Below are 16,114 nucleotides of genomic sequence, written 5' to 3' on the forward strand. Positions count from 1 at the left end.
GCGTGTCAGATATCCGCGAAGAGAGTTTCCATGGGTGCCGAAACCAAAGTAATGACAGCTCATATCCCCACCGCCCTTGCTCAGAAAGTCGACAAGATGGCCGCGAGAATGGATCGCTCACGCGGATGGGTGGTGAAACAAGCCCTTGCCGATTGGGTCGATCAAGAAGAAGAACGTAGCCGTTTGACGCTTGAGGCGATGGCAGATGTGGATGCAGGACGTGTGATTGATCACCAGGCAGTGCAAGCCTGGGCCGACAGCCTGAGTACGGATTCGCCGCTACCGGTACCGCGCTGATGGAGCTGAGGTGGACGAGTAAAGCATTGTCCGATTTGTCTCAATTGTATGACTTCCTCTCTGTTGTTAACCGCCAAGCTGCCGCCCGCACCGTTCAGTCACTATCCAAGGCGCCTGACACATTGCTCAGTAATCCGCGTATCGGGGAGAGAATTGAAGAGTTTTCGCCGCGAGACGTAAGAAGACTTCTGGTAGGCCATTACGAAATGCGCTACGAAATTCAACAGTCGACACTCTATGTTTTACGGTTATGGCACGTTCGCGAGGATCGCTGAGATTGTGTAGCACACACTAAAAAGCCCATGAAACGTCATGGGCTTTTTAGTTATAGCGTTATTACACGTAGAACGATTTCAACGGCGGAAACCCGTTGAACTCAACCGCGCTGTAGCTGGTGGTGTAGGCACCGGTCGACAACCAGTACAGACGATCACCAATCGCCAGGTTCAACGGCAAACCGTACTTGTAGTTCTCGTACATGATATCGGCGCTGTCGCAGGTGGGGCCGGCGATGACCACTTCTTCCATCTCGCCTTTCTTCTCGGTCCAGATCGGGAACTTGATGGCTTCGTCCATGGTTTCGATCAGGCCGGAGAACTTGCCCACATCGGTGTATACCCAACGCTCGACGGCGGTGCGCGATTTACGTGCAACCAGCACCACTTCACTGACCAGGATGCCGGCGTTGGCAATCAACGAGCGGCCTGGTTCCAGGATGATTTCCGGCAGGTCGTCGCCGAAATCTTCCTTGAGGAAACGGATGATTTCTTCGGCATAGGTTTCCAGGCTGTTGGTGCGGGTGATGTAGTTGGCCGGGAAGCCGCCGCCCATGTTGATCAGCTTCAGCTCAATGCCGTCTTCTTCTTTCAGGCGTTCGAAGATCACCTTGACCTTGGCGATGGCCGCGTCCCACACGCTGATGTCGCGCTGTTGCGAGCCGACGTGGAACGAGATGCCGTACGGCACCAGGCCCAGGTCACGGGCGAGGATCAGCAGGTCCATGGCCATGTCGGTCTGGCAGCCGAATTTGCGCGACAAAGGCCAGTCGGCCGTGGTCGAGCCTTCAGTGAGGATGCGCACATACACTTTCGAACCCGGCGCGGCCTTGGCGATGTTGCGCAGGTCGGCTTCGGAGTCGGTGGAGAACAGGCGCACGCCCTTCTCATAGAAGTAACGGATGTCCTTGGATTTCTTGATGGTGTTGCCGTAGCTGATACGGTCGGCGCTGACGCCGCGGTCCATGACCTTGTCCAGCTCGTAGATCGAGGCGATGTCGAAGCTCGAACCCTTGTCTTTCAACAGGTCGATGATCTCGACGGCCGGGTTGGCCTTGACCGCGTAATACACCTTGGCGAATTCGAAACCGGCGCGCAGGTCATCGTAGGCCTGGCTGATCATCGCGGTGTCGATCACCACGAACGGGGTTTCTTGCTTGTCGGCGAACGCCTTCATTTTGTCAAAGGTGGCGCGCGCGAAATAATCTTCGACGTTGATCGACATGCTGGGGACTCCTAAGGGCAAACAGTAGTAATCAATGGGTGCAAATGAACGTCCTCCGTATCCCCACTTTGGTTCGCCTACTTCCCAAGGCATGTCGCCGAAAGCAAAAAGGCCATGGGATAAGCTTCCCTTGGCCTTGCTGTCTCGTCGTCAGTACTTGAGCCGGATGGATCGTTTCCAGCATGGACGTTCGGCGCGAACTTTAGGGCTTGACGGGCGTGGGATCAACTAAAAATGTCGCGTTTTTGCACGCGTTCGTCGTACGGCCGCGTGCAGCTACTTATGTAACCGACCGGTGTGACGGATTGATGTTCCCCGCTGAATGGGAATTGAGGACATTTCCCTGACTCACCGAGGGGCAAATGTGGGAGGGGGCTTGCTCCCGATAGCGGTGTGTCAGTCACTTACTCAGTCACTGATCCACCGCTATCGGGAGCAAGCCCCCTCCCACATTTTTATCCCTGTTGTGTCAGTTCATGCCAATGCAGTCTCGGCAGGCGAGACAATACTGGTCTTGCCCCCACGGGACTTGCCAGAGCTCAAGTACTCGGCAATCGACTCCTGGGTCACTTCACCCAGGAACACCCGCTCTGCATCCATCACCGGCAACCACGAGCGGTTGAACTCATACATGCGCGACAGCAGGATGCGCAAATGCTCGTCGTACACGGCGGTGGCGTTGAACTCGCGCAGGTACTGGCCGCACGTGCCGGTCTGACGGTGCAAGTCGCGACGGCGTACATAACCCAGCGCCTTGTTCTCGGCACAGGTGACCACCACGTAGCGACGGTCATGCTCGTCCATCAGCTCCAGGGCATCGGCCACCGGGGTTTCCGGGCTGACCGACGGGGCGTTGTCTGCTGCGTCTTCGGCCTTCACCAACAACAGGCGCTTGAGGGTGCTGTCCTGGCCCACGAAGTTGCTGACGAACTCGTCGGCCGGGTGCGCCAGCAGCGTATCCGGGTGGTCGATCTGCAACAGCTTGCCGGCGCGGAAGATGGCGATCTTGTCACCCAGCTTGATTGCTTCGTCGATGTCGTGGCTGACCATGATCACGGTCTTGTTCAGCGCGCGCTGCATCTCGAAGAACTCGTTCTGGATCATTTCGCGGTTTATCGGGTCGACCGCGCCGAACGGTTCATCCATCAGCAACAGCGGCGCATCGGCCGCCAGGGCACGGATCACACCGATGCGCTGCTGCTGGCCGCCGGACAGCTCACGCGGGTAGCGATGCAGGTACTGCTTGGGCTCCAGCTTGATCATGCTCATCAATTCGCGGGCGCGGTCGTGGCATTTCTGCTTGTCCCAGCCGAGCAGCTTGGGCACCACCACAATGTTCTCTTCGATGGTCATGTTGGGGAACAGGCCGATCTGCTGGATCACATAGCCGATGTTGCGGCGCAGGGTCACTTCGTCCAGGTCGGTGGTGTCTTCGCCATTGATCAGGATCTTGCCCGAGCTGGGCTTGATCAGGCGGTTGATCATTTTCAACGTGGTGCTCTTGCCGCAGCCCGAGGGCCCCAGGAATACGCAAATCTCGCCTTCGTTGACGGTCAGGCTTACATCGTTGACGGCGGTAATGGTCTTGCCGTTGCTTTGAAAAGTCTTGGACAGGTTTTGAAGTTCGATCATTTGAGTAATCCTTTTGGAGTCAGCGAGCGTTGCAGCCATTGCAGGAGCAGGTCGGCGAAGATGGCCAGGAGACTGACCAGCACGGCGCCGACAATCAGCATCGACATATCGCTGCGGCTGATGGAAGCCAGAATAAGTACACCCAGGCCACCGGCACCGATGGTGGCGGCGATGGTCATCACGCCGATGTTCATCACCACGGCGGTGCGCACCCCGGCGAGGATCACCGGCACGGCGATGGGCAGCTCGACCATGCGCAGGCGCTGGCCGAAGGTCATGCCGATGCCGCGTGCGGCTTCGCGAATACCCGGTTCCACCCCGGTCAGTGCGAGGTAGGTGTTACGCATGATCGGCAGCAGGGAGTAGAGGAACACTGCGGTAATCGCCGGCATCGGCCCCAGGCCCTGGCCGAACTTGGAGTAGAAGGGCAGCAGCAGGCCGAACAGGGCGATTGAAGGCACGGTCAGCAGTACCGTGGCGCTGGCTTGCAAAGGGCCGGCCAGGGTCGGGAAGCGGGTCATCAGCACGCCCAGGGGCACGCCGACGACAATCGCCAGGATCACTGCGATGCCGACCAGGGTGATGTGCTGCCAGGTCAGATGCAGGACTTGGGCCCAATCAAGATGGGAAAAGGCGTTCAGGAATTCCATGTCTTCTCCTTCTTAGTTGATCGGATGTTGGCGCAGGAAATCGGCGGCGACAGCGGACGGGCTTTCATGGGCGACGTCGACCCGCGCATTCAGCTCGCGCATGGTTGCGTCGTCGAACAGCTCGGCCAAGGGCTTGAGCTCTGCGGCCAATTGCGGATGCTGGTCGAGATATTGCTGACGGATCACCGGAGCTGCGGTGTAGTCCGGGAAGTAATGTTTGTCGTCGGCCAGCAGCTTCAATTTGAACGCGTTCAGGCGGCCATCGGTGGTGTAGACCAAACCGGCAAACACCTGGCCATTACGCAGGGCGGTGTAGACCAGGCCAGCGTCCATCTGCCGAGTGTTTTTGCGCGTGAGGTTCATGTCATACAACTTGACCATGCCGCCCATGCCGTCGGAACGATTGGCGAACTCGGTGTCGAGGGCCACCAGGCGGTTTTCCTTGGTGTCCTCGGCCAGTGCCTTGGTCAGGTCGCTGATGCTGTTGATCTGCGGAAATTCCTTGGCCACGTTTTCCGGCAGTGCCAGCGCGTAGGTGTTGCTGAATTTTGACGGCGCGAGCCAGACCAAGCCTTTTTTCGCGTCGAGTTCTTTCACCCTGGCGTAGGACTGTTCGCTGTCGAGTTTCTCGTCCACGTGGTTGTAGGCCACCAGAGAGACACCGGTGTACTCCCAGAGCAGGTCCAGTTGCCCGCTTTCCTGGGCACTGCGCGCCAGGTTGCTGCCCAGGCCGCCAGTTACCCGGGTGTCATAGCCCTTGGTGCGCAGGTACTGGGAAGTGATTTCGGCCAGCAGGGTCTGCTCGGTGAAGACCCGTGCGCCGATGCGGATTACCGGTTTTTCTGCGGCTTGCGCGATACCTGCGAACAGCAGGACGCAGCCTAATATCAAGCTTAGTTTTTTCATGTGAATTCCTTTGCCAAGCCTTAAGACGGACGTAACCCGCGTTCCAGCCAGAGACGGCTGGCCATGGTCACCAGGCCATCAAGCAGCAATGCGAGCAGCGCGGTGCATGCAGCGCCGAGCAGCAGTTGCGGCTGGTTGTTCAGGGCAATGCCGGGGAAGATCAGGCTGCCCAGGCTATTGGCGCCAATCAGGAACGCCAGCGGTGCGGTGCCGACGTTGATCGCCAGGGCCACACGTACACCGCCGATGATGATCGGCACGGCGTTGGGCAGTTCCACGCGAAACAGCACCTGGCGCGGGGTCATGCCGATGCCGGTGGCGGCTTCCTTCAGGGAACCCTGAACATTCTTCAGGCCTTCGTAGGTGTTGCGCACGATGGGCAGCAAGGAGGCGAGGAACAACGCGAAGATGGCCGGGCCGCTGCCGATGCCGAGGACGCCGAGGGCGATGGCCAGTACGGCCAGGGGAGGGACGGTGTTGCCGATGTTGAAGATTTGCATGAAGCGTTCTGCACGTCCGACCATGTTCGGTCGACTGAGCAGGATACCGGCGGGGATGCCCAGAATCAGGGCTGCCAGCATGGAGACTAGGACGAGAATCAGATGAGCTTGCAGGTAAAACAACAAATCGTCGCGGTACAGTTCGATCGTGTTGATGCCGATCCAGTGGACCAGCAGGGCCAGGAGCGCGACGACAACCGCTGCTCCTATAAGCCCTTTGCCATAGCGAATAGCCACAGGCGGACTCCTTTTTTTCTTCTGTCGACGAACACATTTCCGCGTGGCATGCCATTGCTGGCTGTCAGCGAAATGTGATCGCGAAATGCAGCTCGCCAACGCCGTCAAAAGCGGCATGAGTTCGAGCCATAAGCGCAGCCTCGTCAGGCTAACTTGCTGATTTTTCAGCCCCTGTTCCGAGTGCGGTAGCAGGGGAGTGGACGTCTCTACCTTTTAAAAGGTTCCACAATTGGGCGCATTTAGCCACCCCCAATAGGCTCAACGGTGGTCTGTACCCTCGGGTTTGCGCTATACTCGCCGCCCTTTTTTGACTCACCTGCCAGGCGATTTCCCATGACCCACCAGGCCGCCGAAGTCGCGAAACGCCGCACTTTCGCCATTATTTCCCACCCCGATGCCGGTAAAACCACCATCACCGAGAAGCTGTTGCTGATGGGCAAGGCAATCGCAGTGGCCGGCACGGTCAAATCCCGCAAATCCGACCGCCATGCGACCTCCGACTGGATGGAAATGGAAAAGCAACGGGGTATTTCCATTACCACGTCGGTCATGCAGTTCCCGTATCGCGATCACATGGTCAACCTGCTCGACACCCCGGGTCACGAAGACTTCTCCGAAGATACCTACCGCACCCTCACTGCTGTTGACTCGGCGCTGATGGTCCTCGACGGCGGTAAAGGCGTTGAGCCACGGACCATCGCGCTGATGGACGTTTGCCGGCTGCGTGACACACCCATCGTCAGCTTTATCAACAAACTCGACCGCGATATCCGCGACCCGATCGAGTTGCTCGATGAGATCGAAGCCGTCCTCAAGATCAAGGCCGCGCCGATCACCTGGCCAATTGGTTGCTACCGCGACTTCAAGGGCGTGTACCACCTGGCCGACGACTACATCATTGTCTACACCGCCGGCCACGGTCATGAACGCACCGAAACCAAAATCATCGAAAAGCTCGATTCGGACGAAGCCCGTGCTCACCTGGGTGACGAGTACGACCGTTTCGTCGACCAGTTGGAGCTGGTGCAGGGCGCCTGCCATGAGTTCAATCAGCAGGAGTTCCTCGACGGCCAACTGACCCCGGTGTTCTTCGGAACGGCCTTGGGCAACTTCGGCGTCGACCATGTGCTTGACGCTGTTGTGAACTGGGCGCCGAAACCCCTGGCCCGGGTCGCCAACGAGCGCACCGTGGAACCGGTCGAAGAGAAATTCACCGGCTTCGTGTTCAAGATCCAGGCGAACATGGACCCCAAGCACCGCGACCGTATCGCCTTCATGCGTATCTGCTCCGGCCGCTACGAAAAAGGTATGAAGATGCGTCAAGTACGCACCGGCAAGGACGTGCGCATCGGCGACGCGCTGACGTTCTTCTCCTCCGAGCGTGAACAGCTCGAAGAAGCCTACGCCGGCGACATCATCGGCCTGCACAACCACGGCACCATCCAGATCGGCGACACCTTCACCGAAGGCGAAGCGCTGGGCTTCACCGGTATCCCGCACTTCGCTCCGGAACTGTTCCGCCGCGTACGCCTGCGCGACCCGCTGAAATCCAAGCAACTGCGTCAAGGCCTGCAGCAATTGGCCGAAGAAGGCGCCACCCAGGTGTTCTTCCCCGAGCGCAGCAACGACATCATTCTCGGCGCCGTCGGTGTGCTGCAGTTCGACGTGGTCGCCAGCCGCTTGAAAGAGGAATACAAGGTCGAATGCTCCTACGAGCCAATCACCGTGTACTCCGCGCGCTGGATCGAGTGCAGCGATAAGAAGAAGTTGGAAGAGTTCTCCAACAAGGCCGTGGAAAACCTGGCGATCGACGGCGGTGGTCACCTGACCTACCTGGCCCCGACGCGGGTGAACCTGGCGCTGATGGAAGAGCGTTGGCCGGATGTGAAATTCCGCGCGACCCGCGAGCACCACTAAGGTCTGGGCGGTTGAGAGAAGGGCGAAGCTGTAATGGCTTCGCCCTTTTTATTGACTTGAAATGCAATCAAATGTGGGAGGGGGGCTTGCCCCCGATAGCGGTGGGTCAGCCAACATCAATGTTTGCTGGGCCGACGTCTTCGCGGGCCCCCTCCCATATTCTGATCTCTATAAGGCTGTAAATTGACGCAAACCCTGGATCAGAACGACGTGGTCACCGACGCAAAGTAAGCCCGGCCTGGCTCGTTGTAGGTCTGGGCACCGGCATCCTCGGCGTTGCCTTTGCGCGACAGGCGCTTGTCCAGCAGGTTGTTGATACCGACGCGTACGCTGAGGTTTTTGCTGAACTCATAGCCACTGCTCAGGCCCATCAACCCGTACGGGTCGACATCCTGCTGGGCGCTGCGGTCATAGTTGTTGGCGCTGCGTGAGTTGAGCGTCGGCGCTTCCTGCTTGCCATAGTAGGTGCCGCTGACCTGGAAAGACAGCTTGTCAGTGGCTTGCCAGTCCAGCGTGGTGTTGACGGTGTACTTGGGGATGATGCTCAAGGGCTCGCCGGTGTCCTTGTCCTTGGAGTCGATCATGTAGGTCAGGTTGGTGTTCCAGTCCAAGTCGTCGCGCAGGCTCACGAACAGGTTGCCTTCAACCCCCTGGACCAACGCCGGTCCGCTGTTTTCCCACTCCAGTACACGACGACCATTGCCCAGGCGGAATGCCGCCTCGTTGCTGGCATTGATCTTGTTCTTATAGTCATTACGAAAGTACGTCGCGCTGGTGCGCCAGCTGCCCCTGTCGAACGCCAGGCCGATTTCCTTGTTGACGCTGATTTCCGGCCTGAGGTCGCGATTGCCAACCAGGTAGCACCCGCCCATGTTGGCTTCGCTGGCGTTGCAACCGTTGCCACGGCTGTAGAGCAAATAGTTGGGGTTGGACTGATACAGGTTCGGGGTCTTGTAGGCCCGGGCAATACCGCCCTTGAGGCTCAGCTCATCAGTCAACTGATGGGAGGCGTTGAGGCTGGGGCTCCAGTTGCCGCCGTATTCTTCATGATCGTCGTAGCGCAAGCCTGGAGTGATGATGGTCTTGCTGCCCAGTTCGATGTTGTCCTCGGCAAACAAGGCGTAGCTTGATGCGGTGGTCTTGGTGCTGTTGCGGCTGACCCCAGGTATGGCGGGTACGCCGCCGGTGCCCGGGTCATAGCTTTGCGGGCGCAACGAGCCGGGATCGTTCATCGATTCGTAGAGGTATTCGCTGCCCAGGGTCAGCACCTGTTCGGTGCCGAAGCTCAGCGGCAGATTGACCTCTGCAGTGGCCCGGGTATTGCGCAGGCGTGATTCAAAACGGCCTGCGCTGGCCGAAGGTGCACCCTCGCCGGAACCGGCCAGGCCTTCGTTGAGGCGTTCGTTGCGGGTCAGGTCGTGGGTCAACGAGGCCAGGGTCGAGCCCCAGTCAAATTCCCCGCGGTGCGTGGCAGAGAAGCTGCTGCGTTGAATCACACTGGTTTCCTTGCCCACCAGGCTTTCCACGAATGCACCACCGCCGTTGAGCATAGTATCGCCGGCGAAAATATTGCCCTGGCGGCTGTAGCTGGCTTCCAGGTCGAGGGTTTGTTCCGGGGTGAATTGCCAACTCAGCAGGCCATTGACGTCTTTATTGCGCACGCCCTCGCGGCCGGCCACCAGCGAATCCGGGGTCGCTTGGGCTGCGCGGTTGATGTCGGCGTCATCGGCGTCGGTCTTGTTCAGCCCGCCATAGACGCGGAATGCGAGACTGTCGGTCAGCGGGCCGCTGAGATTGAAGTTGGTACGTTTGCTCGCGCCTTCGGCGTCATTTTCGGGGAAGGCGGTGTAGGCGGTTAGCGAACCGTGCAACTGGTCGGTCGGGCGCTTGGTGATAATGTTGATCACCCCACCCATGGCTCCGGAGCCGTAACGGGCGGCGGCCGGGCCGCGCAGGATTTCAATGCGTTCGACTTCTTCGGCCGGCACCCAGTTGGTCTCGCCACGGGTGTCACGGTCACCGCTCCAGCCATAACGTACTGCGTTGCGGGAGGTCGACGGTTTGCCATCAATCAGGATCAGGGTGTTTTCCGGGCCCATGCCGCGCAGGTCGATCTGGCGGTTATTGCCACGGCTGCCGCTGGAGCTGTTGCCGGTCAGGTTGACGCCTGGCTCGCGGCGGATGATCTCCGACAGGTCATTGGTGGGCGGGCGCTTCTTGATGTCCTCGGCGGTGATGATCGATACGCCAGGGGCTTGCTTGAGTTCTTCGGCGGCAGTGCCCAGCACTCGCGTCTCTTCCAGCACCAAGGCCTGGGGTGTGCCGTCTACAGGCAGGTCTGTCGCTTCGATCGGCACTTTGTCGCGCTGTTTTTCCACACTCTCCGCCAACAGCGCGGGGGACGAAAGGGTAGCGATAAACGCCAGCGATAGATGGCTGAGCCTGAATTGAGACGACATGTCCACAAAGTCCTTTAAGGGGGGGCGATTGAACGAGAGGCGTCTGAATTTTTTCGCGCATCCAGCGCTCTCCATGCGCCGCAATGATATTGATTCTCAAACAGAAGTAAATTGCATTTACAATCTATACACTTTTCGTCAGGCCCTGGCTCAATGTTTTCAAGGTGCTTGGCATTGGTTCAAACGGTATTTTTTGTTACAGGCGCGCAAAAAAAAGCCCCTCCGGCCAGACTGATGCGCAATCTGGCGGGAAGGGCGATGGAACTCATTGAAACCGCAGCCTCTGTAGGAGCGAGCTTGCTCGCGAAGAATCCATGGACACCGCGTTAAACCAGACTACCCGCGTTATCGTTGACGTCTTTCGCGAGCAAGCTCGCTCCTACAGAGAAGAATTGTGTTGCTTCAGGCCACAAACTGCTCCGCGTAGTGGCAAGCCACCTGCCGATTATCCAACGGCCGCAACAACGGCTCCTCGCTGCTGCAGCGCTCGGTCGCATACGGGCAACGCTTGTGGAACGCGCAGCCAGGCGGCGGGTTCAGCGGGTTGGGCAGTTCGCCGACGATCTTGATCTTCGGCTTGTCCGGGTCAGGATGAATCGTCGGGGTGGCCGACAGCAGCGCCTGGGTGTAGGGGTGCAGGGGGCGTGCGTAAATGTCTTCCTTGGGACCCACTTCCACCGGGCGGCCGAGGTACATCACCATCACATCGTCGGCAACGTGCTGCACCACCGCCAGGTTGTGGGAGATGAACACATAGGCAGTGTTGAACTCCTGCTGCAAGTCCATGAACAGGTTGAGCACCTGGGCCTGGATCGACACGTCCAGCGCCGAGGTCGGCTCATCCGCCACCAGCACTTTGGGTTGCAGCATCATTGCCCGGGCCAGGGCGATACGCTGGCGCTGGCCGCCGGAAAACATGTGCGGGTAGCGCTGATAATGCTCGGGGCGCAGGCCCACTTGCTTCATCATCGCCTGCACTTTTTCGCGGCGCTCGGCAGCGGACAGGTTGGTGTTGATCAGCAACGGCTCACCGAGTTGATCACCGACTTTCTGCCGTGGGTTCAGCGAGGCATACGGGCTCTGGAACACCATCTGCACGTCTTTGCGCAATTGCTTGCGTTGAGCCTTGTCGGCGCCAGCCACTTCTTGCCCGGCGATTTTCAAGGAGCCCGACGAGGGCTCTTCAATCAGCGTCAGGGCCCGGGCCAGGGTGGATTTGCCACAGCCCGACTCGCCCACCACGGCGAGGGTCTTGCCGGCTTCCAGCTCAAAGGACACACCATTGAGGGCACGCACGGTGGCGTGGCCCTTGAACAGGCCACGGGACACTTCGTAGTGACGGGTGAGGTCGCGGGCGGTAAGAACGACGGCCATTACGCCACCTCCTGGTTCAAGGGGTAGAAGCAGCGCGCAAGGCTGTTGGTTTTCGGATCAAGGCTCGGGCGCTGGGTGCGGCAGTTTTCCTGCACGTACGGGCAGCGCGGCGACAGCAGGCAACCCTGCGGGCGGTCATACCGGCCCGGCACGATGCCTGGCAGCGTGGCCAGGCGTGTGGCGCCGAGGCTGTGCTCGGGAATCGCCTTGAGCAACGCTTCGCTGTAGGGGTGTGCCGGGATATCGAACAACTGCGGCACCTGGCCGACTTCCACGGCCTGGCCGGCATACATCACGCACACGCGCTGGGCAGTTTCGGCCACCACCGCGAGGTCGTGGGTGATCAGCACCAGGCCCATGTTCTGCTCTTTCTGCAGGGCCAGCAGCAGCTCCATGATCTGCGCCTGGATGGTCACGTCCAGCGCAGTGGTCGGCTCATCGGCGATCAGCAGTTTCGGCTCACCGGCAATCGCCATGGCGATCGCAACACGCTGGCTCATACCGCCGGACAGCTGGTGCGGGTAGGCATCCATCCGGCTGGCAGCGCCTGGGATTTCAACCTTTTCCAGCAGTTCGATCGCGCGTTTGCGTGCTTGTTTGCCGGACATTTTCAAGTGCAGGCGCAGCACTTCTTCAATCTGGAAACCCACGGTGTAGCTGGGGTTCAGCGCGGTCATCGGGTCCTGGAACACCATCGCCAGGTCTTTGCCGACGATCTGGCGGCGCTGGCGGTTGCTCAGCTTGAGCATGTCCTTGCCGTCGAAGTTCAGGGCGTCGGCGGTGACGATGCCGGGGTGCTCGATCAGGCCCATCAGCGCCATCATGGTCACGGATTTACCCGAACCCGACTCGCCAACGATCGCCAGTACTTCGCCTTTGTCGACGGAGATGTCGAGGCCATCGACCACCGGCACGGCAGTCTTGTCGCCGAAGCGGACGTTGAGATTCTTGATTTCTAACAGTGACATGGGAATCTCCTCAGGCGGCGTTCTTGAGTTTCGGGTCCAGCGCATCGCGCAGGCCGTCACCCATCAAGTTGATTGCCAGCACGCTGAGCAAAATGGTCAAGCCAGGCAGGCTCACGACCCACCAGGCGCGTTCGATGTAGTCCCGGGCCGAGGCCAGCATGGTGCCCCACTCCGGGGTTGGCGGTTGTACGCCAAGGCCGAGGAAGCCCAGGGCCGCGGCATCGAGAATCGCCGAGGAAAAGCTCAAGGTTGCTTGTACGATCAGCGGCGCCATGCAGTTAGGCAGCACGGTGATGAACATCAGGCGTGGCAGGCCGGCGCCGGCGAGGCGGGCGGCAGTCACGTAGTCGCGGTTCAGTTCGCCCATTACCGCAGCGCGGGTCAGACGGACATAAGACGGCAACGACACGATGGCGATGGCGATCACGGTGTTGATCAGGCCAGGGCCGAGGATGGCGACAATCGCCACGGCCAGCAGCAGCGACGGCAGGGCCAGCATGATGTCCATCAGGCGCATGATGGTCGGGCCGAGCAAGCGCGGGAAGAACCCGGCGAACAGACCCAGCAGGATACCCGGGATCAGCGACATCACCACCGACGACAAACCGATCAGCAACGACAGGCGCGAGCCCTGGATCAGGCGCGAGAGCAAGTCACGGCCCAGTTCGTCGGTGCCCAGCAGGAACTGCATCTGCCCACCTTCCAGCCACGCTGGCGGGGTCAGCAGGAAGTCGCGGTATTGCTCGCTGGGGTTATGCGGTGCAACCCACGGGGCGAAGATCGCGCAGAACACGATCAGCAGCATGAACAGCAGGCCGGCAACCGCGCCTTTGTTCTTGGAGAAGGCTTGCCAGAATTCTTTGTACGGGGACGGGTACAGCAGGCTCTGATCGACTGCTGACACTTGAGTAGGTGTGGTCATGGTCATGATCTCAGCGCTGGTGACGGATGCGTGGGTTGGCGAAGCCGTAGAGGATGTCCACTACGAAGTTCACCAGGATCACCAGGCAGGCGATCAGCAGAATGCCGTTCTGCACCACCGGGTAGTCACGCGCGCCAATGGCTTCGATCAGCCATTTGCCGATGCCGGGCCACGAGAAGATGGTTTCAGTGAGTACGGCGCCGGCCAGCAGCGTGCCGACTTGCAGGCCGACCACGGTGAGTACCGGAATCAGCGCGTTGCGCAGGCCGTGCACAAACACCACGCGTGCCGGCGAGAGGCCCTTGGCCTTGGCGGTACGGATGTAGTCCTCACGCAGAACTTCGAGCATCGACGAACGGGTCATCCGTGCGATCACCGCCAGCGGGATGGTGCCCAGCACGATGGCCGGCAGGATCAGGTGGTGCAGGGCGTCCCAGAACGCGTCCGGCTCGTCGGCCAGCAGGGTGTCGATCAGCATGAAGCCGGTGCGCGGCTCGATGTCGTAGAGCAGGTCGATACGCCCGGAAACCGGGGTCCAGCCCAGGCTTACCGAGAAGAACATGATCAGGATCAGGCCCCACCAGAAGATCGGCATCGAATACCCCGCCAGGGAGATGCCCATCACCCCATGGTCGAACAGGGATCCTCGTTTCAAGGCCGCGATTACCCCGGCCAACAGGCCCAGGATACCGGCGAACAACAGCGCGGCCATGGACAGCTCCAAGGTCGCGGGGAAGAGGGCGGTGAATTCGGTCCACACGCTGGTGCGGGTGCGCAGTGATTCGCCAAGGTCACCCTGGGCGAGCTTGCCGACATAGTCCAGGTATTGCGCATACAGCGGCTTGTTAAGGCCAAGGCGCTCCATTGCCTGCGCGTGCATTTCGGGGTCAACCCGTCGCTCGCCCATCATGACTTCTACGGGGTCGCCTGGAATCATGCGAATCAACGCAAAGGTCAGCAACGTGATGCCGAAGAACGTGGGGATCAATAACCCCAGTCGGCGGGCAATAAAACTAAACATCTTGGTGTGTACCTCAATCAGCCGGTTAGGCAGGTCCGGCACCGTCAGTGTCGACGGTGCCGAGCGTTTTTCTTATTACTTCACCTGGGTGGTGGCGAAGTTATTGGTGGTCAAAGGGCTTTGGGTATAACCCTCGACGTTCTTGCGCATGGCGGTAAACATTTTCGGGTAGGCCATGGGGATCCAGGGTTGGTCCTTCTCGAAAACGGCCAAAGCTTGTTCATAGAGTGCAGCGCGCTCGGCGGGTTCAGCGTCGGCGCGGGCCTTGTCGATCAAGTCTTGAAACTCTTTGTTACACCAGCGGGCGTAGTTTTCGCCGTTTTTCGCTGCATCGCAACTCAGGTTAGGGGTGAGGAAGTTATCCGGGTCGCCGTTATCCCCGGCCCAGCCGGCGGAAACCATGTCGTGCTCGCCTGCCTTGGCGCGCTTGAGCATCTCGCCCCATTCCATGACCTTGATGTTGACCTTCAGGCCGATCTGGGCCAGGTCTGCCTGCATGCGCTGGGCGCCGAGCATTGGGTTGGGGTTGGTCGGGCCGCCGCCGTTACGGGTGAACAGGGTGAACTCGGTGCCCTCCGGTACGCCGGCTTCCTTGAGCAGGGCACGGGCCTTGTCCAGGTCGCGAGGTGGGTTCTTGAGCTTGTCATTGAAGCCCAGCAAGGTCGGTGGATACGGGCCGGTGCCCACCACCGCGTTGCCTTTGCCGTAAAGGGCTTCGGTGTAGCCGGCTTTGTCGAACGCAATGTTGATCGCGTGGCGTACCCGTGCATCGCTCATGTACTTGTGGGTCGTGTTCAGGGCGGTGTAGCTGGTGGTCATGGCCGCCAGCTCATCGACTTTCAGGTTCGGGTCGGCCTTGACGCTCGGCACGTCATCGGGCTTGGGATACAGCGCGATCTGGCACTCGTTGGCCTTGAGCTTCTGCAGGCGCACGTTGTTGTCGGTGGTGATCGCCAGGATCAGCGGGTCGGCCGGTGGCTTGCCACGGAAATAGTCCGGGTTTGCCTTGAAACGCACCTGGGCGTCCTTGGCATAGCGCGTGAAGATAAACGGCCCGGTGCCGATCGGTTTGGCGTTCAGGTCATCGGTCTTGCCGGATTTGAGCAACTGGTCCGCGTATTCGGCGGAGTGAATCGAGGAAAACGCCATGGCTAGGTCGGCCAAGAACGGTGCTTCGGGACGGGTCAGGGTAAAGACGACGGTGTGGTCATCGATCTTCTCTACGCTTTTGAGCAGTTCCTTGAAGCCCATGCTTTCAAAATACGGGTAGCCCACGTTCGATTTCTTGTGCCACGGGTGATTCGGGTCCAGCTGGCGCTGGAAGCTCCAAAGCACATCATCGGCGTTCAAGTTGCGCGTGGGTTTGAAATAGTCGGTGGTGTGGAACTTGATGTCGTCACGCAGGTGGAAGGTGTAGGTCAAGCCATCGGCGCTGATTTCCGGCAGATCTTTGGCCAGGGCAGGGACCACTTCTGTGGTGCCGGGCTTGAAGTCCACCAAACGGTTGAACATGGTTTCAGCGGCGGCATCGGCGGTGACGGCGGTGGTGTACAGGACCGGGTCGAAACCTTCCGGGCTGGCTTCGGTGCACACCACCAGCGGTTTGGCCGAAACGCCGATTGCCACGCTCAACAGCGCGGCAGCCATGGCGGCTTGTAGCGGGAGCATTTTCATTCAGAGCCCTCTGCAATCGATGGAGCCAGAAAAGCGTAGACGGCGGGCTCGTCCTGA

14 protein-coding genes are annotated in these 16,114 nt (G+C 59.8%); 3 read left to right on the forward strand and 11 right to left on the reverse strand.

Features of this window, described 5'->3' with window-relative positions; translation table 11 throughout:
* Positions 1 to 30: 30 nt before the first annotated feature.
* A complete protein-coding gene (locus KVH01_RS00065) occupies positions 31 to 297 on the forward strand; it encodes a CopG family ribbon-helix-helix protein (protein ID WP_217880063.1) in 267 nt (88 codons plus the stop codon).
* A complete protein-coding gene (locus tag KVH01_RS00070; RefSeq protein WP_217880064.1) occupies positions 297 to 572 on the forward strand; it encodes a type II toxin-antitoxin system RelE/ParE family toxin in 276 nt (91 codons plus the stop codon). Before KVH01_RS00065 ends, KVH01_RS00070 begins: the two co-directional genes overlap by 1 nt.
* Before the next feature lie 61 nt (positions 573 to 633).
* Here KVH01_RS00070 and KVH01_RS00075 read toward each other — a convergent pair whose 3' ends face one another.
* The 5 genes from KVH01_RS00075 to KVH01_RS00095 form a co-directional block, all read right to left on the reverse strand.
* Positions 634 to 1,797: a type III PLP-dependent enzyme gene (locus KVH01_RS00075; protein WP_003188470.1), complete on the reverse strand. Its 1,164-nt coding sequence runs from the start codon at positions 1,795 to 1,797 to the stop codon at positions 634 to 636.
* Between the two features lie 474 nt (positions 1,798 to 2,271).
* Positions 2,272 to 3,429: an osmoprotectant ABC transporter ATP-binding protein OsmV gene (locus tag KVH01_RS00080; protein ID WP_043048518.1), complete on the reverse strand. Its 1,158-nt coding sequence runs from the start codon at positions 3,427 to 3,429 to the stop codon at positions 2,272 to 2,274.
* Positions 3,426 to 4,079 carry an ABC transporter permease gene (locus KVH01_RS00085; RefSeq protein ID WP_034118069.1) on the reverse strand — a complete coding sequence of 218 codons (654 nt, stop codon included), beginning with the start codon at positions 4,077 to 4,079 and terminating at the stop codon, positions 3,426 to 3,428. Before KVH01_RS00085 ends, KVH01_RS00080 begins: the two co-directional genes overlap by 4 nt.
* A gap of 12 nt (positions 4,080 to 4,091) precedes the next feature.
* Positions 4,092 to 4,985, reverse strand: a complete 894-nt coding sequence (locus tag KVH01_RS00090) for a glycine betaine ABC transporter substrate-binding protein (RefSeq protein WP_217880065.1) — start codon at positions 4,983 to 4,985, stop codon at positions 4,092 to 4,094.
* 20 nt (positions 4,986 to 5,005) lie between these two features.
* Positions 5,006 to 5,722 carry an ABC transporter permease gene (locus KVH01_RS00095; RefSeq protein WP_217880066.1) on the reverse strand — a complete coding sequence of 239 codons (717 nt, stop codon included), beginning with the start codon at positions 5,720 to 5,722 and terminating at the stop codon, positions 5,006 to 5,008.
* 333 nt (positions 5,723 to 6,055) lie between these two features.
* Between KVH01_RS00095 and KVH01_RS00100 the strand changes: the two genes are divergently transcribed.
* Entirely contained in the window at positions 6,056 to 7,639 is a 1,584-nt protein-coding gene (locus KVH01_RS00100; RefSeq protein WP_217880067.1) for a peptide chain release factor 3, read from the forward strand.
* Between the two features lie 200 nt (positions 7,640 to 7,839).
* Here KVH01_RS00100 and KVH01_RS00105 read toward each other — a convergent pair whose 3' ends face one another.
* The 6 genes from KVH01_RS00105 to KVH01_RS00130 all read right to left on the reverse strand — a co-directional run bounded on the left by KVH01_RS00105 (position 7,840) and on the right by KVH01_RS00130 (position 16,057).
* Positions 7,840 to 10,098: a TonB-dependent siderophore receptor gene (locus KVH01_RS00105; RefSeq protein WP_217880068.1), complete on the reverse strand. Its 2,259-nt coding sequence runs from the start codon at positions 10,096 to 10,098 to the stop codon at positions 7,840 to 7,842.
* A 402-nt stretch (positions 10,099 to 10,500) separates the two neighbouring features.
* Positions 10,501 to 11,472, reverse strand: a complete 972-nt coding sequence (locus KVH01_RS00110) for a peptide ABC transporter ATP-binding protein (RefSeq protein WP_217880069.1) — start codon at positions 11,470 to 11,472, stop codon at positions 10,501 to 10,503.
* Positions 11,472 to 12,440, reverse strand: a complete 969-nt coding sequence (locus KVH01_RS00115) for an ABC transporter ATP-binding protein (RefSeq protein WP_043048526.1) — start codon at positions 12,438 to 12,440, stop codon at positions 11,472 to 11,474. The genes KVH01_RS00110 and KVH01_RS00115 overlap by 1 nt, the downstream gene beginning before the upstream one ends.
* Positions 12,441 to 12,450: 10 nt before the next feature.
* Positions 12,451 to 13,362 (reverse strand): ABC transporter permease subunit, encoded by a 912-nt coding sequence (locus KVH01_RS00120; RefSeq protein ID WP_003188486.1) that lies wholly within the window; start codon positions 13,360 to 13,362, stop codon positions 12,451 to 12,453.
* A 10-nt stretch (positions 13,363 to 13,372) separates the two neighbouring features.
* Positions 13,373 to 14,383, reverse strand: coding sequence for an ABC transporter permease subunit (locus KVH01_RS00125; protein ID WP_003171721.1), 1,011 nt, complete (start codon positions 14,381 to 14,383; stop codon positions 13,373 to 13,375).
* A 75-nt stretch (positions 14,384 to 14,458) separates the two neighbouring features.
* On the reverse strand, positions 14,459 to 16,057 hold the full coding sequence (locus KVH01_RS00130; protein WP_217880070.1) for an ABC transporter substrate-binding protein: 1,599 nt from the start codon (positions 16,055 to 16,057) through the stop codon (positions 14,459 to 14,461).
* Positions 16,058 to 16,114: the final 57 nt, after the last annotated feature.

Source organism: Pseudomonas khavaziana, from assembly GCF_019145205.1.
GTDB lineage: Bacteria > Pseudomonadota > Gammaproteobacteria > Pseudomonadales > Pseudomonadaceae > Aquipseudomonas > Aquipseudomonas khavaziana.

Coding starts and splice junctions, on each gene's coding strand:
- KVH01_RS00065 (WP_217880063.1), top strand. CDS start 31: ATGGGTGCCGAAACCAAAGTAATGACAGCTCATATCCCCACCGCCCTT.
- KVH01_RS00070 (WP_217880064.1), top strand. CDS start 297: ATGGAGCTGAGGTGGACGAGTAAAGCATTGTCCGATTTGTCTCAATTG.
- KVH01_RS00075 (WP_003188470.1), bottom strand. CDS start 1,797: ATGTCGATCAACGTCGAAGATTATTTCGCGCGCGCCACCTTTGACAAA.
- KVH01_RS00080 (WP_043048518.1), bottom strand. CDS start 3,429: ATGATCGAACTTCAAAACCTGTCCAAGACTTTTCAAAGCAACGGCAAG.
- KVH01_RS00085 (WP_034118069.1), bottom strand. CDS start 4,079: ATGGAATTCCTGAACGCCTTTTCCCATCTTGATTGGGCCCAAGTCCTG.
- KVH01_RS00090 (WP_217880065.1), bottom strand. CDS start 4,985: ATGAAAAAACTAAGCTTGATATTAGGCTGCGTCCTGCTGTTCGCAGGT.
- KVH01_RS00100 (WP_217880067.1), top strand. CDS start 6,056: ATGACCCACCAGGCCGCCGAAGTCGCGAAACGCCGCACTTTCGCCATT.
- KVH01_RS00105 (WP_217880068.1), bottom strand. CDS start 10,098: ATGTCGTCTCAATTCAGGCTCAGCCATCTATCGCTGGCGTTTATCGCT.
- KVH01_RS00110 (WP_217880069.1), bottom strand. CDS start 11,472: ATGGCCGTCGTTCTTACCGCCCGCGACCTCACCCGTCACTACGAAGTG.
- KVH01_RS00115 (WP_043048526.1), bottom strand. CDS start 12,440: ATGTCACTGTTAGAAATCAAGAATCTCAACGTCCGCTTCGGCGACAAG.
- KVH01_RS00120 (WP_003188486.1), bottom strand. CDS start 13,362: ATGACCACACCTACTCAAGTGTCAGCAGTCGATCAGAGCCTGCTGTAC.
- KVH01_RS00125 (WP_003171721.1), bottom strand. CDS start 14,383: ATGTTTAGTTTTATTGCCCGCCGACTGGGGTTATTGATCCCCACGTTC.
- KVH01_RS00130 (WP_217880070.1), bottom strand. CDS start 16,057: ATGAAAATGCTCCCGCTACAAGCCGCCATGGCTGCCGCGCTGTTGAGC.